Source organism: Alkalibacterium putridalgicola (assembly GCF_900109825.1).
Classification (GTDB): Bacteria; Bacillota; Bacilli; order Lactobacillales; family Carnobacteriaceae_A; genus Alkalibacterium; species Alkalibacterium putridalgicola.
In genome coordinates, this window is sequence record NZ_FOBL01000014.1 from 25434 (window position 1) to 46595 (window position 21162).

Here is a 21162-nt window from a genome sequence, read left to right on the forward strand (position 1 = left end):
GTTTCTAAGTTGTTTCATATAAAGGACGTACTTTCTTTTCACCTAGAACGTCGACAGGCCAGTAAATTCCTGAATGTGATAGAGCCAGTCTTTCCAGGCCGTTGCTTCTGCGTGCTCGGCGTAGTCGACGGTATAGGTGCCGCCCTCGTTGTTCCAGATCCGGTCAAAGTACTGCAGCATGTCCTCGATTTCTGGCTGATCTTTTGTTCCTGTGATCTTCACATTCGTCTCAAGGTTATAGTCATCCAGGTTCCGACGCGTGAAATTGGTCGAACCACCGATCATCGTGACCTCGGTCTTTGTCTCATGGATGTAAAACTTAGAATGGAACTGTTCGCCGTGCGACTTGTACCATCTGACAGCGATGGTACTGTCACCTTTGGTCAGTTCATCTGCGACGGGGCGGTTGGGGATGCCGATTTTTTTATTCCCGAAGGCATCCTGATTGATATCGAGAACCATCTGGATCGAAACGTCTCTCTTGTCCGCTTCAAGCAGGGCATCAATGATGTCTCTGTCTGAGAGATAAAACATCCCGATTTTGATCGCATCATTTTCATCTGCCTGACTGATCGATTCCAAAAGTGAGACCTTGATTTTCTTTTCCGTCAAAAGCTGGACGCTGTAGGCATCGCCTGATTCACTGCTTTTATTCTGAACTTTAAACGATTCAAACAGCGTCGTGTCGAAACCAGACAGCTCAGCTACAGCTTTTTCTGAAGCCAGCAGATCCTTTAAGATGTCGCCTTTCAGGACATAGGCAATATTGGAATGATAGGCACTGGCGTCATGAGGATTGGCGGAAGTGATCAGGCCTTCCCGTTCGGTCATCAGTGTTTTCCGGTGGTTCGCTTTGAAGTGCAGCAGTTTCGTATACGAAGGCACGGCGACCTCAGGCCCCTGTGGACGAAGGATATTCGGAAGATAGCGGGTTCCAGAGCGGTCAAACCAGTCCAGATAGGTGCGTGAAAAACCGGAATACACAGGATTGGAATCTCTCAGTGGACTTAGATCGGTAAATACCATGCTGATTCCCGCATCCGTCATCTGTGCGATGTGCTCGGGCATATATGTACCGTAAAAGGTGTTGATGGGATCGGTGATAAAAACGATCTCCACATCTGGTTCCGTCTGTTTCTTTTCTATCAAAGCGTCGGATAGTTCAGTCGATAACTGAGGAAAGTTTAAGTCAGGAGCAGTATGGTCATAGTCGTCGTTGAACAAGAACATGTCCAGAACGATAAAGTCCTCGGCTTCGTCGATCATGCGATACACGCGATCAAAAATCTGCTGTTCGTGTATCACTTCACCTGCTTCATTCTCATAGGTCAGGTCATACAGGAACTCTAGATCATTTGTTTTATGTATGGTTCCTTTTGTAGAAAGTCCTTCGGGTACAGGCTTGAAATAATGATACAGAGAGACCAGCATTGGAACTAAAAAGAGCAAAATCAAAAGTACGCTGATTACTGCTTTCTTTTTATGAGGATCAGATTGTTTGATAGGCATGATGCACCTGCTTTCTTTTATGAAGGATAAATTCATTTGATTATTATTCACAAGTTTACCACGAACGGAAAAGGAAGTCTTAAATGTTTAAGATTATGACACAAAGTATTATGCCATGCTATTGGAAAAAATGCATAAAATATAGGTTTATTTTAAAAAGCGCTATCAAAAGACAGGTCATTTTTGATAAACTAGGATTAAATAATAATACATAGAACTAAAGACAAATGATTAGGAGGAGAACGGATGAAAGAAGTGAAAAACTGGCTGAATATAGCTGTAAGAGGAACAGTCTTTATCTATCTGCCGCTGGCCCTGCTGTTTTACTGGAGTTACCGAAGCGTTTTTAGCATGGGGCCCGGGATCCACTGGATATTTATCTTTCTCTATCTCCTGGTATTTCTCCGTTGGCTGATCGCCAAGTACAGGCATCAGTCCAGCGAGGAAGAAGTCCAGAGCTTTGACGGTCTGGACAGGCTGATCGAGCAGGGCCGGTTTGAAGTGCTTGATAAAAGGCAAGCAGAGATGACCGTCAGACCGACATTCGATATCCCGTTTAATCTTATTCTTAACGACAAGATCACGCTGTACTACGCAAACAGTAACCTGAGGATCGAAGGACCGAAGCATTACATCACGGTACTCGCAAAAAATATCCGGGGTGAAGAAAGTCTCTGGACCAGAAAAGGCGTGTCGTCACTCAAGTTTATTTATATTGCCTTTATAGTTCTTCTACCGATTTTAATGGATTCTAATCTGGTATGGAGCATGAACGTCCTTCGTCACAACTCTTTTTCAAATGTTCGTGAAGAAGTTGAAGCCTCATCCGATGATGCAGCCGGAAATTCTATGGTGAATGCAGTGAATGCCGGCTTTGCTGTCGAAACAGAAGACGATATATTCTATGTCGAAAATGACTTGAATCTCGTTAGAACGGATAAATCATTTGAAAGCAAAGATTACTTACAGCAAGGTGAGGGCGGGTCGTGGATCAGAAATCTGAATGTGGTCGATGACTGGATCTACTTTACAAAAGGCGAAAGTCTGGAAAGAATGAAAGTAGATGGCACGGATCACTCGACACTGTATAGCTTGAGTCATCTGTCAGAGATGCAGATTAAAGGGGACTGGATCTACTTTGTGAGCTGGAAAGGCGACTTCAATGTCTACCGCATGGACCTGAACGGGCAAAACCTTGAACAGCTGATCGACGTCAGAGCAAAGAGTTTGACACTCCATAACGATCGGCTGCTGGTCAGTTATGAGAATCGCGATAGAGTAGAGAGTTATGATCTCGATGGAGAAGATCCCCGTATCATTCTTGAAGACGACGCAGATGATTTAATGGTCTGGGAAGGACATTACTATTATTTAGGTGAAGATAATGAACTTTACCGAAGTGAAATAGGGGAAAACAGTGAACCGGAATTGATAAAGGACGACCGGGTCTCTGCCTATCTCCTTACTGAACAGGGCATTTTCTACTCTCTTCATTCAAGAGACGGTATCTTTACGATGACGCTTGAAGGTGAAGAAGATATGCTGCTGTCCGCATCAGAAAAGGTCGAAGGATTGGCGAAGGTCGGTGACTCCATTATCTTTTCCTCTGAAGCCACTTACGGTGAAAAAATCGTGAAGCGATTCGATATGGAAGCCGGCGGGTTCGACGTACTGGACTAAAAAAGGGAATTTAAGGAAGAGACTAAAGAGAAGAAAGCAGGGATGGTAAATGAAATTCGGTATGCGTAAACCAAGTATCAAGCGCTCGATTAAAGCACAGACCACAGGCAGAGCCAAACGGGCGGTAAAGAAAAAACTGATCCCTGGGTACGGCAAGAAAGGCATGGGATGGCTGAAGAACCCAAAGAAAGCAGCCTATAACAAAGTTTATAAAAAGACATCCTTTTCTTTCTGGGATCTCTTCAAATAAGGGGAATGAGGAAAACAGATGATGAATGACTTAAAATGTCCCTACTGCGGGAATGAAACGGTCGAAATGAATGAACAAGGTACAGACAAATACAGGTGTAAGACCTGCGGTAAGACGTTTGGTTTAAAATCGAATGAAGTCGTTAAAGATTGTCACACGTTTTACTTCAGTACCGGCGGTTTTCATCAAGGATTCAAGCAGATCCTCATAGAAGAACGCGACAGCTATGCGGATGTGACACTCACACCGCCGATCAGTGTGAGGATAGACGGCGAAATGAAACTGCGCATCACCTTGAACGAATGGCAGGCCATCAAAGATGAGCTGTTCAACGAACTGTTCATCCTTTCATGGGATGAAGAATACTACGATCCCTACATACTGGACGGCACCCAGTGGGAACTGAAACTGACCTTTGATGACAGAGAGACATTCGAAGTGTCGGGATCCAATGCATTTCCGGAATTGTTTGGAGAATTGTTGGAATACTTGGACTCTTACTTTGAACAGGTTGGGGCGGAAGAAAAACGCTAGTAAAGAGAAGAGGAATCTCCTCAGGAAAGTGAGGACGTCGTCATAACGGATGTCTGGGGATCAATTGAAAAAAACGAGCGATATTTTGTTTTGGTGGAATATACCGGATTGATCTTTCCCAAATATAAAATAGAAAAAATGTATGGGTACTGAAAATCTTAAATTGGTAGTTCCTATTCAGAACTACCAATTGTTCTTTAATTGACTATTTTTAGAATAGCAAGAAACAAAATCTAAGGACTTAAAATGAATATGAATATTTGTATAACTGTTATCCATCTACTAACACGATTAGAAATCGAAGATAGATACTAAACTAATAAGTAGGTGAAAATGTGTTTACCAAAAAACAATTAATTATAGCTATAGTTCTTGCGATTATTTTTGTAACAGTAATATCTATTTTAGAGCTATCAACTACTTTCGGGACCTTTATGATACTAGTTTTCGCAGGGTTAGGAATATATTTCATATACCAAAATAATAAAGGAAAATCCACTAAACGCCCTAAAAAGTAGAAGAATCAAAAATAAAGAACCAGCAAATTACCTGCTGGTTCTTTATTTGTAAATATCCCGACGTTGACCAATCTCTAATATCAATATAGTGACTGTCTCATCGTTAATATATGCAATCAGTCTGTAATTTCCAATTCTTTGACCATGCCTACGAAAGAGATAATCTCTGAATGAGATTAATGTTCTTGCATTGCTTTATCATAAAGTTCTAAGTTGAGGTCAGCTTCTATTTTTTCTGACACGGAAAGTTTTATCAATGCATTTACGCTGCTATTTTTAGCTTTTGCGTACTCCTTGATCAACCGTTCTTCTTTATCATCAAGATGAAGTGAAACCTTAACCCTAATAGTATCCTCCTTGTTTTTGATTGATGAGACAGTCAGGTACTGTTACAAGGTAAAACAACTAGGAGAGCAACAATGATTCAGCTATTCTCTGTTTTATTTAATTGAGTCAGTAATTTTATCATACAATTCAGCTAATGTTTCTTCTCTTCTGTCTTTTTTTAAATCACATTCCCATACAACAATTACATTCCATCCTGCCTCGTCCAATTCTTCATAATTTTGAATATCTCTATTTACATTTTTCTGGAACTTATCCAACCAGAAATCAGTATTAGTTTTTGGTGTGGTGGTATACCTGCAGCCATGGCGATGCCAGAAACATCCATTTACAAAAACAGCTGTCTTGTATTTCGGGAAAATTAAATCAGGTTTTCCAGGTAACCTTTTGTCGTGGAGACGATAGCGTAAACCACGGTTGAAGAGATACTTTCTGACAAGCATTTCAGGCTTAGTATCTTTAGACTGAATTAGTGACATGTTTCTACTACGCGCTTCTTTTGAAATTTTATCAGCCATAAGTTTCACCTCAAATACATCGTATCACCAGTAGATCGTTTCTTAAACAATTATGTTTACAATCAACTTCTATTTCTACCAATATATAGTATTTCAAAACATATTATTAAGCTCATAAGCATAAAGTATTATGGTGTTTTTTTTATAGTGTTTTTATCAAATATTAATATGAAAGAATAGTAAAACGATAGCAGATACTATATAAATTAAGAAAATTGACTTCAAATTAGTAGTAAGCCTCTTGTCATGTACCTAAACACGAACATTAACCACTCAACCACTAAATTCATGCGATATTTTATTGACCTGGGCTCCATGCCTCTGATACCATTGTTCTGGTATCGAAAGTGAGTGATTTTTGATACCGCTAATGAGGATAAGTGAAGGCTCATAAATAGAGCGATTTACTAAGGAGGACAATGAATGTCAACGTTTGTCGTGTTAGGTGCACAATGGGGAGACGAAGGAAAAGGGAAGATGACGGATTTTCTGGCAGAAAGTGCCGATCTGGTCGTTCGCTTTCAAGGAGGAAACAATGCCGGTCATACGGTGATCGTTGGAGAAAGTGAATACAAGCTTCACCTGATTCCTTCTGGTATTTTATATGATGATAAACTGAACATTTTGGGTAACGGCACGGTGATCGATCCGGAAGCTCTTTTCAAGGAAATCAGCTATCTGGAAGACTTGAATGTAGAGGTGACGCCAGAAAAACTTTTGATCAGTGACCGGGCGCATGTGATTTTGCCTTACCACCGTCTGCTGGACAAAGCCAGTGATAAACTGAGAAAGAACGCCATCGGCACCACCGGCAAAGGCATTGGACCTGCTTATACGGACAAGGCCGAACGATCAGGTATCAGAATGTGCGACTTGATCAAGCCTGATGTATTTAAACGAAAACTTGAAGAAAATATCAAGAAAAAGAATGATTTATTAGTGAGCGTATATGATGAGGAACCGCTGGACTTTGATGAAGTTTATGAAACTTATAGCGCCTATGCTGAAAGGCTGATCCCATTCGTCAAGGATACGTCTGTGCGACTGTATGATGAGATCAAAGCCGACAAGAAAGTCCTGTTTGAAGGCGCCCAGGGGATGCTTTTGGATATCGATTACGGGACCTATCCTTTTGTGACGTCGTCCAACACGATCGCTGGCGGCGTCTGTACCGGAACGGGTATCGGTCCGACGATGCTGAAAGGTGCTGTGGGTGTGGCCAAGGCCTATACGACGCGTGTCGGTGAAGGACCATTCCCGACGGAACTCACCGATGAAACTGGCAGATGGATCCAGGAAAAAGGCGGCGAAGTCGGGGTAACGACCGGCAGACCACGACGCTGTGGCTGGCTCGATCTGGTCATCCTGAAAACCTCTGCCCGTGTATCCGGACTGACGAATCTGGTCGTGACGAAAATAGATACGCTGGCCGGTCTGGACACGATCGAAGTGTGTGTCGGGTATAAATTCAATGGTCAGATGATCGATTACTTCCCGGCTTCTCTGGAAGATCTGGCTGCGTGCGAACCGGTCTATGAAACGTTCGAAGGCTGGGGGGAAGAAGCGGCGACGGCTAAAACGTATGATGAACTGCCGGAAAATGCCAAGATTTATTTGAAACGCATTGAAGAATTCACGGGAGTGGAAGTGTCGATCGTTTCGGTCGGACCGAAAAGAGACCAGACGATCGTGGTCAACGAGATCTAGAGAAAGTCTTTAACTAGATACCTTTTAATAGTCGTCAATCACTAGAGAAAGATAGGGGAACTTATGAGAGAGTCATATACATCACCACTGGAAACGAGATACGCGTCAAAAGAGATGTCCTACCTCTTTTCAAATGACAAAAAATTCAAGACCTGGCGCAAATTGTGGGTAGCGTTAGCCGAAGCGGAAAGTGAACTCGGGCTGCCTATTTCAGAAGAACAGCTTGATGAACTGAGAGCGCATGCCGATGACATCAACTATGACGTTGCCGAACAGAAGGAAAAGGAAATCAGACACGATGTGATGAGTCATGTCCATGCCTACGGTGTTCAGTGCCCGAATGCAAAAGGCATCATCCATCTGGGCGTGACGAGCTGCTTTGTGGGCGACAATACGGACCTGATCGTCATGAAAGAAGCGCTGCTTTTGACGCGAAAAAAAGTGATCAATGTCATCAGTGAACTGGCCAACTTCGCGAAAGAGTATAAAGACGTTCCGACACTTGGTTTAACGCATTATCAGCCGGCGCAGCTGACGACGGTCGGGAAGCGGGCCACGCTTTGGATCAACGAGTTGGTCATCGATCTGGAAAAACTGGATTATGTGCTGGACTCTATTAAATTTAGAGGGGTCAAAGGCACCACCGGTACTCAGGCCAGCTTCATGAACCTCTTTGACGGTGATGAAGAGAAAGTGAAACTGCTGGATCAGAAAGTCACTGAGAAAATGGGCTTCAACGAAACGTATCGAGTGACCGGTCAGACCTATTCAAGAAAAGTCGACTCGATCGTTCTGAACACCTTATCTGAAATTGCTCAAAGTGCCTACAAGTTCAGTAACGACTTGAGACTGCTTCAGGGAATGAAAGAAGTGGAAGAACCGTTCGGCAAGAAACAGATCGGGTCTTCTGCAATGGCCTATAAACGTAACCCGATGCGTTCGGAACGGATGAGTGCTCTATCCAGACACGTCATCGTGAATGCTTTGAACCCGGCTATAACGGCTGCGACACAGTGGTTTGAACGTACATTAGATGATTCAGCCAACAGACGGCTGTCTGTATCCGAAGCTTTTCTGGCACTGGACGGCGTGCTGAACTTATACGAGAATGTCTCCAGTAATCTAGTCGTCTATGAGAAAGTGATTGCCGCACATGTGGAGCAGGAACTGCCGTTTATGGCAACGGAGAATATCCTGATGGAAGCCGTCAGACGAGGCGGAGACAGACAGGAGCTGCATGAAAAGATCCGCATGCATTCGATGGCCTCGGCCAGACGGGTCAAAGAAGAAGGCCTGGACAATGACCTGATCGACCGCATTGCTTCCGATGAGGCTTTTAACATTTCAAAAGATGACCTCATGAAGGTGCTGAAGGCAGAAAACTATACCGGCAGAGCCTCCGGACAAGTGGATGAATTCATCAGCGGATGTGTGCAGCCGATACTAGATGCCAACAAAGACCTGCTCGGCGTGGATGCAGAAGTGAAGGTATAAGAGTTGAGCAGAGAAACCTTGAGATATTTAGAAAACTTGATGCCAGTCGTTTGAGAATAATATAAATCTGAATATGCAGACAAAGAACCAGCATAATCAATGTGCTGGTTCTTTGTTATGTATCTATATGATCGTTAATAACTTATGTGGATACATCTCTATTGATTTTATTGCAAGTACGGAACTGTTGACGCAATCATAAGCGTACGGTATGATGTACGTAAAAATAGATAAGAGGTGATCAGTTATGCCGGAGACAACTTTAAACCCCACTTCAGCTCGGAAACAATTCTATCAATTATTAAAAGAAGTCAATGAGAACCATAGTGAAATTCAAATCATTAGTAGTACAAACGAGAATAATGCTGTATTAATTAGTCTAGATGACTGGAAAGCTATACAGGAAACATTATATTTAGAGCAGACGGGTACGTTAGATAAAGTTAGAAGTCGTGAAAAAGATGAAAGTGGTTTTACTGAAGTAGACGCTATCGACTGGGATAATCTGTAATGTCGACTTACGCTATCAAAATAAAGAACTCAGCTAAAAAAGATTTTAAAAAACTAAAGGCCTCAAATTTAAGGAAACAGTTTGAGGAAATCGTTTCAACTTTGAAAGAGGATCCATATAGTCAATCGCAATCATTTGAAAAACTTTTCCCTAAACACGAAGGAAGATATTCAAGAAGATTGAATCATCAGCATAGAGTAGTATATAAAGTGAATGAAGAAACTAAAGAAGTTGAAATCTACTCAACATGGTCACGTTATGAATAATATAAATCAAAACAGACTCAGCATATTACTGTGCTGAGTCTGTTTTGATTTGTTTGACGGAATCGTTTGAATGAAGAGTACCGAGATGCCGTTACTGTTTCCCCAATACTTTTTGGATATCCTGTTCGATATCTTCCGGCTTCTTCGCTGGGGCATAGCGCTGAACGACCTGACCGTTTTCATCGACCAAAAATTTAGTGAAGTTCCACTTGATCTTATCGGAGAACAGGCCTTTCTGCTGGTCCTTCAAGTGTTTATATAAGGGATGAGTGTTTTCGCCGTTCACATCGATCTTCGCGAACATCGGGAAGGAGACGTTATAGTTGACCTGACAGAATTCCATCGTCTTATTGATGTCGTCAAATTCCTGTTCCTTGAACTGGCCGCATGGAAAGCCGAGCACAACAAGTCCGTCGTCTTTATACTTGTCATATAATTGCTGTAAACCTTCAAACTGAGGCGCGAAACCGCAGTGACTGGCAGTGTTCACGATAAGTAGAGGCTGTCCTTCATATTGCTTCAAGTCGAAATCTTCTCCCGAAGGCGTTTTGACAACGTAGTCATAAGGGGTGGTCATAAGTATCTACCTCATTCAGTATATTTAGGATTTTAAATGGTTTTGTTTATTGGAAATCCTATAAACCGTTCGTTAGTATCTTTGTTTTGCTTACCTAAAGTAAACCACACACCGTCTAAGGATGCAATGATTCCAGATGCGAGTACTTATCCAGGAAGGTAACTGAATCCTGCATAGACATGTCAAGAGTCAGGTTTCTATGACTAGGATGGTCTGTCTGGATACGCCGGCCTAATGTGCCAAGTCATTCTGTGTAATGTGTTTAGCCGCACGTGCTTTTCTCAGGCAGTCTTTAAATAAGAGCGTCTCTTTATTCTTCAGTATTTAAAAGACACCATATTGACTTAACAAGGCAAATACACCTAGTCCCAAGGCAAAGAGGGATAAAAGTGTCCCGAAGGTCAGTTTTGTCAGCTCTCTTTTCTGGTAGTACTGGTAAAGCATCAGACCAAAATTATGAGTGATCAGGATAAGAAATAAATCTGTAACGGTTTCATTTTGGAATACCCGGAACCCTGCAAGAGCAAGGAGTGTAATAGAGACGAGTATCCAGCTGAATTTATACGATTTATTCCTGATCTGCATCTCTCGTTCATCTTTGCCCGACTTTTGCGCTTTTTCTACTATTGTTTCTTTGTCCATCAAGTCGCCTCCTCCTTAAAGTTGCATTAAGTATAGTTTAATGAAACGGTCGTGTGAAGCTTTATTGACGTCGACACACGTTTAACTGGCTTGTTTATTTCTTTTTGTCTGCTCAGCATACTCAGTCTTCTGAGTGGGACATAAAACCTGTCTATAGTGACTGCTCAAATTATCATCTCTTATCAGATGGACTTAAATCAACCAGATACGACCCAGTCAAGGGCCCTGAATTTTTGGGTAGTCACTAGAAGCACCTTCTGATTCCAACCCAATAAATAGAAGGCAGTGAGTGGGCACTACAAGAGTTTTATACTGTCTGCTCGACAGATTGTGGATAGCGGGTATGACCTAAAAGACTCATTTAGAGGCATCTCATGAAGAGATACTTTCGAGCAGGCACTACAGGAATCATTTGATCCTACTCAACCATAAACAATAAACCAGTAGTCACTACCCAACCGAATGTTCTTACAATAAGGAAAGCCTTCGACGCGGGTCGAAGGCTCACATAACTAAAAATCTATATTTAACTAGCTCTTCACACTTGCGCCACTACCGGCATCCACGGTTTCTTCCTCTTTCTGAGAGGCTCCGGATGCGGCATCGATATCGCCGTCGAGTTTCAGACCGGTTTGTTTGAGGTACCAGTCTACGATCGGCTTAAAGTCAAGGATATATTCATTGATGCCTTTATAGTTTCCTTCCGCGTCATGCATCGCCTGATAGTTGTGAACGACGAACTTGTCTGGACCGTGTGTCGGTACGTGAACGCGAACGACGTCCTGTCTACCTGAACGGAGCTGCTGGATGACCCAGCCAACATTCTTGAGGGCACTCTCAGGGTGACAGAGGACCAGCGGATTACCTACTTGTCCCGGAACACGGTCAGCAAGCATATCTTCCGCTTCCGTGGTGTAATTGTAATAAAGGAACTGGTTGTTTTCGTCGGCGTAGGTCAGTTCCATCGGCATGGAGGACAGGAAAGTATTGATCTGGTCGACCGTCAGGATCCCGCGGTTCAGTTTTACATAGGTATCCCCTTCAACTGCATTGACTTTTTCGGCTGCCTGTTCGACCCAGTCTTCTGCAGCCATATCGACCCCTTCGATAGTGGTGTCGATCGGTTGAGACGCATGCAGATCTTCTTCCGGTAAAGGTTCTTCAACCGGCGCTTCCAGACGATTCACCAGGCGTACAAAAGAGAGGAATTTCTCGAGCACGGTCTGAAGAAAGTCCACAGTGTTCTGATCAGTTAAATTGTATTCTTCGTCAAAAGCCTGTTTGACTCTGCCAAGCAGGAATTCATTTCCGGGCATAACAATAGCATTGACACCGGGTGCATACAGGATCTGACGCAGGTGCAATTGGGCACGTGAAGAGCCCTGGTCATAATAAGATGCACCAACGATCATGACCGGTTTATTTTCCAGTGGATGGATCTTGAATGACAGCCATTCAAGGACACTTTTCAAGCTGGCCGGTATCGTATGGTTGTGCTCGGGCGTGGCGATGATCACCCCGTCGGCCGCCATAATTTTCTGATTGAGCTGCTGGATAGGGTAGCTGTTTGTCTGGTCGTCATCCTGATTGAACATCGGGATGTCTTTGATCTCAACAACATCCAGGTCAAATAAACCAGAATAATGGCGTTTGATGAAGTTAAGTAAATAACGGTTATATGAGATGTCCGCGTTTGAGCCGACGATGCCTATTAATTTCATTGTTTTAACACTCCTATGTTAGATAGTTTCCCAGGAAAAGTTTTCCGCTGCTTTTACATTGCTGTCGTGGGCTTGAACCAGCTGGTTGACCAGATCGACGAATATCAGGAAATCAGCAAACAGGCCGGTAAGTTTTTCGATTTGACTCGCATCTTTCAATCGGTTTTCTTCGTCAAAGGCCTGCAGAGAATGACTCAACAGAAATTCTGAACTCGGCATGATGCGTGCTTTCAGTTCAGGTGAATCCAAAATCTGTCGCAGTTGTGCCTGGGCACGGGAAGAGCCTAAAGTGCCGTACGAAGCACCTGTGATCATGACTGGTTTATCCACAAAAGGATAGATATCATAGGATAACCAGTTCAAAGCATTGATCAGTGACGCAGGGATGGCATGGTCATATTCAGGTGTGCTGATGATGACGCCATCTGCCTGTTCGATTCTGTCCGCCGCTTCCTGGATGACAGGAGGAAGGGGGCTGTCTGTCGGTTTATTGAAAACCGGGAAGTCTTTGATCTCCATTAATTCCATAGTAGCCTCTTCAGCAAAGTGACTTTGTATAAATTGAAGCAGTTTACGGTTGGTTGACTGGCTGGAGTTTGTACCAACAAGCCCGATTAAATGTTTCATAAGTCGTTAGTTCCTTTCTTATTCATAGAGTTGGTTACCTGGAAGATAAGGGAATGAGTTTTTCTTCCAGGCCTTTTGAATACATGACAGTGTTGCTTTTCGTGATAAGGATGCAGTCGATATCCACAAGTGCTTCGACAGTGGAAAGAATGGTGGAAGGATTGTGACCAAACAGACGCGTGGTCCAAATTTCACCATCGACAGACTCCTTGGAGATGATCGTGAGACTTGCAAGGTCCGTTTCGATCGGATAGCCCGTTTGGGTATCAAAAATGTGATGAAAGGACTCGTTCTCGTGGTGGAGCTGGCGCTCGTAAATGCCGGAAGTCACAACGGACTGGTTCTGAGTGTCCACCGCAAGCAGATAGTTGCCGCGGGGCCGTTTTGGATCCTGGATACCGATGCGGTAACAGCCCGAGGCGCGCTTTTGTGAGAAGCCAGTTGACACAAAATTTCCGCCCAAGTTGATATAGGCCGATGTGATCGGCTGATTTTTTAAGTCCTTCATGATCAAATCAGCGATATGGCCCTTTGCCAAGGCACCGAGGTCGATCTGCATCCCTTTTTTCTCCAGATAAACCGACTGCCGTTCCTCATCGAGATGGATCAGATCCGGATCGGTGAGCTCTAGTGCTGCAGTGATTTCTGTTTCCGCCGGTTTTCTAGCATCGTCAAAGCCGATCCGCCAAGCTTTGATCAAAGGACCCAAGGCAATGTTCAGATGGCTGCCCTCAGCCAGACTGTGTGCTTTTCCTTTCTTTATAATCTGATAAAGGTCAGGGTGAACGCTCACAGGAGAGATGCCTGCCGCCAGATTAACAGCCATCAGTTCTGACTTGGTGTCGTTGGCGCTGAAGCGCTGCTCGTAGATGTGGAGTTTTCGAATCACGTCTTCAATGATCAACGCACTGATCTTATCATCTAAAGTGTCGACCATGATATCGATGACTGTGCCCATCATCCGGATGGTGCTTAGTTGTTCTGGCATGAGTTCTCCTCCCTTATGTTAAAAAGGTAACAAGCATTGGTAAAAAATTAAATGGTTTCGAGAACCGATCGTTCAAGATCAGCCAGTTCTGTCAGAGCGATTTCATTCCGGTTTACTTTAGAATAGGCTCGTGCATCATAAATAAGTTCCAGGATCTTCTCTTTCGGCTCGTTTTTGATGATTGCATTTTTCGCCAGCTGGATCGCCGCTTTAGCTAAGTAGTAAGTGACATGGTTATCTGAACAGATGTTGACGGCATGCCAAAGGAGTGCATCACTGATCTCGATTTCATCGATCCTTGAATAAAAGACCCCGCTGTTATAGACGATATTCAGTACACGCCAGGTGTCTTCCATATCATTATTGGGATAGTTATAGATTTTCTCAAGAACCTTATTGAAGTAGAATTCTGCTTTTCTGAGATCCCCTTCTCGTGAATAAACCATACCGATTCCTGTATGGGCGAGTAAACGGAAAATCGTTGTATCAGCCGTTTCTTCTTCCAGGAGGACTTGGTCAAAGGTGAAAAGAATATCCATGATCGGCTGATGTTGGAAAATCATAATGAAACCATTCAGGTAATGATAACGAAGCAGCAGCTGCGCATCTTCGATCGTGTCGATAGCAATGCTGCTGATAAGCTGGTGAGCTTTTTCATACTTACTCGTAATAAGGAAAAACTCCGCCTGGTTCATTTTTTCAACGACTTCAGAATAACGAACCCCGACTTTGGGAAATAAGTCACTTAAAGGGAAGTCAATGCGGTTGCATAGTTTATTTAATATTTTCAAGTTAGGAACTTGTCCATTATTTTCAAAACGACTGAGTGTAGCTTGGGTACAGATCCCATCAGCCAGGTCACTCTGCGAGTATCCCTTAGCTTTTCGGATTTCGATGAAACGATGGATATTCATGTTAAAGACTCCTTCGCGTTGGTCTTTGGAACTGGAAAGTGGTGCATTCAACTTTGTATTGATAATGTTTTCACATATTCGGCATTGATCATAGTATACAGTGAGAATTATTATCAGTCAATAAGGATATATAAAAATGTATATAAAGATTTGTCTAAAAAATGAATAAAATTCATCTTGAGAAGTTAAATAACGTTATATAATTGAGAAATAAGGGCTGTTTTACTCTGGATTAAAGAGACATTGGTTCTATATAAAAAAAGTATTGACCACTTAAGTGGTCAATACTTTTTATTCAGTCGAGCTCGTTTCAATTTCGGAAAGCTGCCTGCAGCTGTTTGATCTCACTGATTTTCTCCTTCGGAAGGGTCGTCAGTGAAAGGATATAGACTGTTACTATGGCTGCGATAACTGCCAGCATGAGCCTTAGCCAGATGTTATCGATAAGGGACATGGAAAACAGAATGGATACCCATAGAATACTAAGGGCACTGATTTTTGTCTTCAAAGGAACTGCCTTAAATTTTACATAGCTGTAGATATACGCACCGAACACGCGGTGATGGATCAGCCACTGGTATAGTTTTTTGGAACTTCTCAGGTAGAAAAAGGCAGTCAGGAGCAGGAGCGGTGTCGTAGGCAGGATGGGCAGGAATATCCCGATCGTCCCGATCAGAAGCGTCAGGGTGCCTAAAATAATATAAAGATATTTTTTTAATCGTATCGTCTTCATTGTGTTTACCTCATTCGATTTATTATGCCAAATACGTCTCATTCGGTTACTCCATACTTATAGCATGATGTAGTTTTGAAGTCAAGAAGAGGGAAGGGGGACTGCCTTCTTTAGAGTAATCATCAAACGTGTTTAACTCCTGCAGATCCCCTTTTAAAATAAGAGTACTTAAAGTTGACAAAAGTTTAACATCATGAAGCATATAAGTGTGTTAGAATGATTAAGAAAATTATTCACGAAGTCAGTTTTATATAAAAAAGTATTAAGTGATTTATTAACTAAAGAGAGGAATTGAGCCATGGATAATGTGATAGATTTTACGGTTCCAGTCTTTAAGGTTCTGGAAAAGTTTCCTGAAATCAAACCGCTGCTTGTCAAAGCAGGGTTTAAACCTTTAACGGATCCGAAGATGTTAAACTCAGTTGGCCGACTGGTCAGCTTGAATCAGGGCGCAAAAAAGATCAATGTGAAGCCGAACGATTTGGCAAAACAACTGGAATGGAACGGATACGAAGTAAAAGGGGTAACAGAAGCATGAAGAAACCGGAATACATGAATGAAAATCAGCAAAAACGTGTAACGGTACTCAAGGATATCCTGCTGCGCCTTCATGGAGGAGCGGATTCCGAGTCGGTCCAAGCCGAGTTTGACGAACATTTCCAGGGTATCAGTGCAATCGAAATCTCACTGATGGAACACGAACTAATTGACAGTGAAGACAACGATATTACTTTTGAAGATGTCATGAAACTGTGCAATGTCCATGCCAATCTGTTTAAAAATAGAGTCTCAGAACCGGGTAAAGTCAGTGAATTCGAAAAACCAGGTCATCCGATCCAGATCATGCGCACTGAAAATCAGGCCATGCGTGCAGCCGTCATGCGCATCAACCGGATCATCGCAAATCTGGGTGAACTGCCTTATGAAAAAGGCTTGCTCAGAGGCTTGAACAACCAGCTGGATTTACTGGCCCAGTTTGATACCCATTACAAACGTAAAGAAGAAGTGTGGTTCCCGGTCATGGAAAAATACGGGCATGATGCACCGCCGAAAGTCATGTGGGGAGTCGATGATCAGATCCGCGAGCTGTTCGACCAGGTGCAGCGTGATTTAGGTGCGATAGATCAAGTCGGAAAGAAAAAACTGCAGAAAAGCTTTGAGACTTTCTCTTTTGAATTCAATGAAATGATTTTTAAAGAAGAGACGATCCTCGTACCTTTAGTCCTTGATATCTTTAATGAAGACGACTGGATAGGCATAGCTAAAGACAGTAAAGAATACGGCTACACGATCGTTAAACCGGCAGAAGAATGGGTGCCTGAACGGGTTTCCTTTATTGAAGAGGATAGTGACAGCGAAGAAAAAGAAGAAATCGCCATCGAAGATGTTCCGCGTCACAAGGAAATGCCTTTCGGGAATGGCTTCTTGACGCTGAATGAAGTGGAGAAGATCCTGGATATCCTCCCTCTGGAACTGACCTTCATCAACAAAGACAATGTGTTCAAGTATTTCAATGACAGTATTCCTGATGAGGAAAAAGTTTTCCGCCGTGCCCCAAGTGCGATCGGTCGGGAAGTCAAAAACTGTCATCCTCCAAAAAGTCTGGATATGGTTCTCGGTCTGATCGCGGATCTAAGCTCAGGCAGAAAAGACAAGGAAAGCATGTGGTTCCCGCGTAAAAACGGACAGTTCATTCATGTGACCTATGCTGCAGTCAGAGATGACGATGGCACATATATGGGCATCCTGGAATATGTACAGGACATCCAACCGCTTCGCGACCTTACAGGTATGAAGCGCGGGTTAAGTGAGCAGGACGCTGAATGAATGATGTAAAGGAGAAGTAAGCTAAAAATAATGGGATAGACTCAGCGATTCCCTTTACTGACTGGTATAAAGGGAAAAGATTTCGGCCAACTCGTTTTCTCGTTCTATTTGATAAGGTTGTAAAGGCCTCTGCTTTTGCCTGCTGTAATGGTATAGGTGCTCCGGTTGACTGTACTTGCGTGTGATACAGCCTGGTCAAAGGTCCGAAAATTTTGGGCGGTCACTAGAAGCCCTTTCTGATGGCCAATTAATAAATAATAGGCGCTGAGTGGTCACTACAAGAGGTTTTTACCGCCCGCTCAGCGAATTACTGATAGCGAGCATAACCTACTGGACGCATATAGAGCCTTCTCAAGCAGACATACTTTCGAGCCGGCACTACAGAAATCACTTGGTTATACTCAACCATAAACAATAACCCAGCAGTCACTTCCCAACCCAAAGCTCTTGCAATAAGGAAAGCCTTCGACCAAAAAGTCGAAGGCCTCTTTAGTTTGTACTTTATAATACAGAACTATTTTAAAAATCTAGACATAAGCACAAAATCCTTTGAATAGGGTTAATTTCACTGGGTTTCCTCCGATTATAAAACTGTATGACTCATTATTAGTAAATGGGTATAGCTATTATTAGAACATTGGGGGAATATCTTTGAAAATCACAACCAAATTACTGTTATCATACTTAACGATCGCCTTGCTCGTCGTCATGCTGGGGGTCCTGTCGTTTTTCGGCTTGAGAACAGTCAATGAGAACTCTGAAGAACTGTATACCGAACGTCTTCAGCCCGCCATCATCTTATCCGAAGTGTCTCAGCTGATGGAGAATACGAGGGTCCATTTACTGACCGGTGTCGTGGGAACCGTGCCGGCTCGAGGGGAAAGTGCGGTAGAGAATTTAGAAGAAGTGGATCTTTTACTGGAAGAATACAGCGCCAGAGATTTACGGGAAGATGAACAGGAGATTTTTGATTTGATGCAAGTGAACTGGGACTTGTTTGCGGAATCCATACGTACCACAGCAGCCAGTTTATCGGCAGGTGATTACACGGCAACGATGGAGGGCGTGCGTGACAGCGGAGCACGATATGGGGCTGCCAATATGTATCTGGAAGAACTGCTCACTTTGACAGACGAGTTATCCAGTGAAACACATAATCAGAATCTGAATACGTATGAAACACTAAGAAACGTCATTATCCTTATCAGTCTGATCGCGACTGTACTGGCTGTAGTTATTGGTGTTCTCATGGGAAGAATGATCGGTACGCCGCTGAAAGGTATTTCGCATAATTTGAACGAAGTAGCCAAAGGCAATCTGACCGTCAAGCCGCTGAAAACGAAACGCAAGGATGAAATCGGCACACTGGTCAACGCCAGCAACGCGATGCAGAATGAACTGCGAACTATCATTTCATCTGTTTCCCAGGCGACGACACAGGTCATGAGTTCCAGTGAAGAACTGACTCAATCGACACACGAAGTCGGTCAGGGTGCGGAACAGATCGCAGTCACCATGCAGGAACTGGCTTCCGGCTCTGAGTCCCAAGCCAATTACACCAGTGACTTATCCATGAATATGCAGAACTTTGTCCAGACGATCGAAGATTCAGCCGATCAGAGTGACCGGATCTACCAGACCTCCAATGACGTCAGAGCTTTGACTGAAAAAGGAAAAGGACTGATGGATTCTTCTGTCATGCAGATGCAGAAGATCGACCAGATCGTCAAGCAGTCGGTCGATGGTGTGAAAGAACTGGATAACAAGTCGGGTCAAGTCACAAAGCTGGTTTCAGTGATTGAAGAAATCGCTGAACAGACGAATCTGCTGGCATTGAATGCGGCGATCGAAGCGGCACGTGCCGGTGAACAGGGTAAGGGATTTGCGGTTGTTGCGGAAGAGGTCAGGAAACTGGCTGAACAAGTTTCCCACTCCGTCGGTGATATCACAGAGATCGTTTTAAGCATCCAGTCAGAATCATCCAGTGTGGCTCAGAGTTTAGAGAATGGATATGAACAGGTGGCTAAAGGGACGACCCAGATCGAAAGCACTGGAGAAACGTTCAATAAGATTTCGTCATCCGTTCAGTCGATGGGGGCATCGATCAAAGAGATTTCAGACAAGCTGCAGGCCAACAAGCAGCAGACGCTGGATATGAGTGCAAGCGTGGAAGAAATCGCCAGCGTTTCCGAAGAATCTGCAGCAGGTATCGAACAGACCTCAGCATCCGCCCAGCAGACCACCAGCACGATGCAGGAAGTTTCAGCCAGTTCCGAAGAACTAGCTAAGATCGCCGAAGAACTGAATCAGCTGGTCGACCGCTTCAAGCTATAAAAGGTATTGTTAAGACTTCCTGACTCCATTGAGTGAGGAAGTCTTTTTAGTACTCAATCAGTTCTGAGTAGCTAATCTGCCTGCTTATACTATATAATAGAGCTAAGTAAGCGGTTTAATGGTACATAAACTAATGGTGTGGAGTGATGTCAGATGATAAAAAAAGGGTTGGCTTTCCTGCTGCTTTTCATAGTGATGTTAAGCGGCTGCGCAAGTGGAAGTAACGACACGTCGGAATCGACCGAATCGGACTCGGGTGCTGGATATATGGACGAAAGAGCGGCTGAGGATGCCGCTGTTGAAGAAGAGATGGGAGAAGCGGAAATCACAGATGGTCAGGGTGAGCAGCTGATCGGTGACAAGGTCATCCGCCGGGTCCAGCTTGAGTACGAAACGCTCGATTTCCAGGAAACGACGTCCTTTGTTCTGGACACAGTGAGCGAGTATGACGGCTATATCGAATATTCCAATGAGTCCAGCTATTCGCCGTCAGGCATCGCTCCAAGAGACCAGTCGCGGCAGTACCGACGGGTGAATTACCTGTTCAGGATCCCGACCGATTCACTGAACGACTTTTTAGACGATCTGGATGGTATGGATGCGTATAAGTTAAGCGAGAACATCGGAACAGAAGATGTCACGCAGACCTACCGGGACACGGAATCTCGTATTCAGGTACTGGAAAATAAAGAAGAACGACTGAACGAGCTGCTGGAACAGGCCGAAACGATCGAAGACATCCTTCAGATCGAAAACAGCTTGAGTGAAACGATCGCGGAACGTGAAGCCCTTCAGTCACGGCTGGAAACCTTTGATGATCTGATCGATTATACAGAAGTCCATCTGTCGGTAACTGAACGTCCACGCATCGCAAATACACGGGAAGATGGCCTGTCGTTCCTGGCCCGTATCAGAGAAGCGTTTGTGGATTCCTTCTTTGCTTTCTATTATTTCATGCAGGACGCATTTATTTGGTTAATTTACGCCATTCCATTTATACTGATATTAGTCTTACTCATTGGTGTAGGATTTTATATCCGGAAAAAAGTATCTAATAAAAGAAAGTAGTGAAGCAGTGTGAGAATTGAACATATCGGTTTATGGACTATCGATCTGGAAAAAATGCGGGAGTTCTACGAAACTTATTTTGAAGCAAAAAGCGGTAAACCTTATCATAATCCGAAAAAGGGGTTCCGTTCCTATTTTCTGACCTTTGATTCAGGCAGCCGACTGGAACTGATGCACAGAGAAGACATCAAACGTCCGAATGTAGAAAGCTACGGTTATGCACATCTCGCCCTTAGCGTCGGAGATGAAAAGGCTGTGGATAACCTTGTGGATAAGTTGAAGGCGGACGGTTATACGTTGATGGATGGACCGCGTACGACAGGAGACGGGTATTATGAAGCGGTGATCGAAGACCCTGAAGGCAACCTGATCGAACTGACTGCAGAATAAACGGATCTG

At 43.6% G+C, this 21162-nt stretch carries 22 protein-coding genes; 12 read left to right on the forward strand and 10 right to left on the reverse strand.

All coding sequences use genetic code 11. From position 1 onward, the window contains the following. Positions 1-42: 42 nt before the first annotated feature. Complete coding sequence (locus tag BMX84_RS06110; protein ID WP_091488109.1) at positions 43-1509, reverse strand: phospholipase D family protein; 1467 nt, start codon at positions 1507-1509, stop codon at positions 43-45. A gap of 246 nt (positions 1510-1755) precedes the next feature. Between BMX84_RS06110 and BMX84_RS06115 the strand changes: the two genes are divergently transcribed. Genes BMX84_RS06115 through BMX84_RS06125 form a run of 3 tightly spaced genes read left to right on the forward strand, consistent with a single transcriptional unit; the run spans position 1756 to position 3973 of the window. Continuing rightward, positions 1756-3189: a DUF5050 domain-containing protein gene (locus BMX84_RS06115; RefSeq protein WP_091488111.1), complete on the forward strand. Its 1434-nt coding sequence runs from the start codon at positions 1756-1758 to the stop codon at positions 3187-3189. 49 nt (positions 3190-3238) lie between these two features. Next, on the forward strand, positions 3239-3439 hold the full coding sequence (locus BMX84_RS06120; protein ID WP_091488112.1) for a hypothetical protein: 201 nt from the start codon (positions 3239-3241) through the stop codon (positions 3437-3439). A 21-nt stretch (positions 3440-3460) separates the two neighbouring features. Beyond that, positions 3461-3973, forward strand: a complete 513-nt coding sequence (locus BMX84_RS06125; RefSeq protein ID WP_143058677.1) for an IS1 family transposase — start codon at positions 3461-3463, stop codon at positions 3971-3973. A 694-nt stretch (positions 3974-4667) separates the two neighbouring features. Here the strand turns inward: BMX84_RS06125 and BMX84_RS12715 are convergent. Both BMX84_RS12715 and BMX84_RS06140 read right to left on the reverse strand, forming a co-directional pair. Next, positions 4668-4874: a DUF6290 family protein gene (locus BMX84_RS12715; protein WP_343283810.1), complete on the reverse strand. Its 207-nt coding sequence runs from the start codon at positions 4872-4874 to the stop codon at positions 4668-4670. 57 nt (positions 4875-4931) lie between these two features. After that, a complete protein-coding gene (locus BMX84_RS06140; RefSeq protein WP_091488117.1) occupies positions 4932-5354 on the reverse strand; it encodes a very short patch repair endonuclease in 423 nt (140 codons plus the stop codon). A 423-nt stretch (positions 5355-5777) separates the two neighbouring features. Between BMX84_RS06140 and BMX84_RS06145 the strand changes: the two genes are divergently transcribed. From BMX84_RS06145 to BMX84_RS06160, 4 genes are all read left to right on the forward strand, one after another. Continuing rightward, complete coding sequence (locus tag BMX84_RS06145; protein WP_091488119.1) at positions 5778-7061, forward strand: adenylosuccinate synthase; 1284 nt, start codon at positions 5778-5780, stop codon at positions 7059-7061. Between the two features lie 63 nt (positions 7062-7124). Continuing rightward, on the forward strand, positions 7125-8555 hold the full coding sequence (gene purB, locus BMX84_RS06150) for an adenylosuccinate lyase (protein ID WP_091488120.1): 1431 nt from the start codon (positions 7125-7127) through the stop codon (positions 8553-8555). 247 nt (positions 8556-8802) lie between these two features. Beyond that, positions 8803-9066, forward strand: a complete 264-nt coding sequence (locus BMX84_RS06155) for a type II toxin-antitoxin system Phd/YefM family antitoxin (protein WP_091488122.1) — start codon at positions 8803-8805, stop codon at positions 9064-9066. Then, complete coding sequence (locus BMX84_RS06160; protein ID WP_091488124.1) at positions 9066-9332, forward strand: Txe/YoeB family addiction module toxin; 267 nt, start codon at positions 9066-9068, stop codon at positions 9330-9332. The genes BMX84_RS06155 and BMX84_RS06160 overlap by 1 nt, the downstream gene beginning before the upstream one ends. A 91-nt stretch (positions 9333-9423) precedes the next feature. On the opposite strand, the gene BMX84_RS06165 is transcribed toward BMX84_RS06160, so the two are convergent. The 7 genes from BMX84_RS06165 to BMX84_RS06195 form a co-directional block, all read right to left on the reverse strand. After that, positions 9424-9909, reverse strand: a complete 486-nt coding sequence (locus tag BMX84_RS06165; protein WP_091488126.1) for a glutathione peroxidase — start codon at positions 9907-9909, stop codon at positions 9424-9426. Positions 9910-10233: 324 nt separating this feature from the next. Further along, a complete protein-coding gene (locus BMX84_RS06170; protein WP_091488127.1) occupies positions 10234-10551 on the reverse strand; it encodes a DUF6442 family protein in 318 nt (105 codons plus the stop codon). Positions 10552-11081: 530 nt separating this feature from the next. After that, positions 11082-12272, reverse strand: coding sequence for an NADPH-dependent oxidoreductase (locus tag BMX84_RS06175; protein ID WP_091488129.1), 1191 nt, complete (start codon positions 12270-12272; stop codon positions 11082-11084). An 18-nt stretch (positions 12273-12290) separates the two neighbouring features. Continuing rightward, positions 12291-12899, reverse strand: a complete 609-nt coding sequence (locus BMX84_RS06180) for an NADPH-dependent FMN reductase (RefSeq protein WP_091488130.1) — start codon at positions 12897-12899, stop codon at positions 12291-12293. 34 nt (positions 12900-12933) lie between these two features. Continuing rightward, entirely contained in the window at positions 12934-13887 is a 954-nt protein-coding gene (locus BMX84_RS06185; RefSeq protein WP_246119089.1) for an FAD:protein FMN transferase, read from the reverse strand. A 47-nt stretch (positions 13888-13934) separates the two neighbouring features. Beyond that, positions 13935-14801 (reverse strand): helix-turn-helix domain-containing protein, encoded by an 867-nt coding sequence (locus tag BMX84_RS06190; protein WP_091488132.1) that lies wholly within the window; start codon positions 14799-14801, stop codon positions 13935-13937. A gap of 310 nt (positions 14802-15111) precedes the next feature. Further along, entirely contained in the window at positions 15112-15576 is a 465-nt protein-coding gene (locus BMX84_RS06195) for a YbaN family protein (protein ID WP_218142341.1), read from the reverse strand. A gap of 256 nt (positions 15577-15832) precedes the next feature. Between BMX84_RS06195 and BMX84_RS06200 the strand changes: the two genes are divergently transcribed. From BMX84_RS06200 to BMX84_RS06220, 5 genes are all read left to right on the forward strand, one after another. Continuing rightward, a complete protein-coding gene (locus tag BMX84_RS06200) occupies positions 15833-16072 on the forward strand; it encodes a DUF1858 domain-containing protein (protein WP_091488136.1) in 240 nt (79 codons plus the stop codon). Then, the gene (locus BMX84_RS06205; RefSeq protein ID WP_246119088.1) at positions 16069-17361 is read left to right on the forward strand and encodes a DUF438 domain-containing protein; all 1293 of its coding nucleotides are present in this window, start codon (positions 16069-16071) and stop codon (positions 17359-17361) included. The genes BMX84_RS06200 and BMX84_RS06205 overlap by 4 nt, the downstream gene beginning before the upstream one ends. A gap of 651 nt (positions 17362-18012) precedes the next feature. Beyond that, a complete protein-coding gene (locus BMX84_RS06210) occupies positions 18013-19695 on the forward strand; it encodes a methyl-accepting chemotaxis protein (RefSeq protein ID WP_091488138.1) in 1683 nt (560 codons plus the stop codon). A 153-nt stretch (positions 19696-19848) separates the two neighbouring features. Next, positions 19849-20763 (forward strand): DUF4349 domain-containing protein, encoded by a 915-nt coding sequence (locus tag BMX84_RS06215; RefSeq protein WP_091488140.1) that lies wholly within the window; start codon positions 19849-19851, stop codon positions 20761-20763. A 9-nt stretch (positions 20764-20772) separates the two neighbouring features. Next, complete coding sequence (locus BMX84_RS06220; RefSeq protein WP_091488142.1) at positions 20773-21153, forward strand: VOC family protein; 381 nt, start codon at positions 20773-20775, stop codon at positions 21151-21153. Positions 21154-21162: the final 9 nt, after the last annotated feature.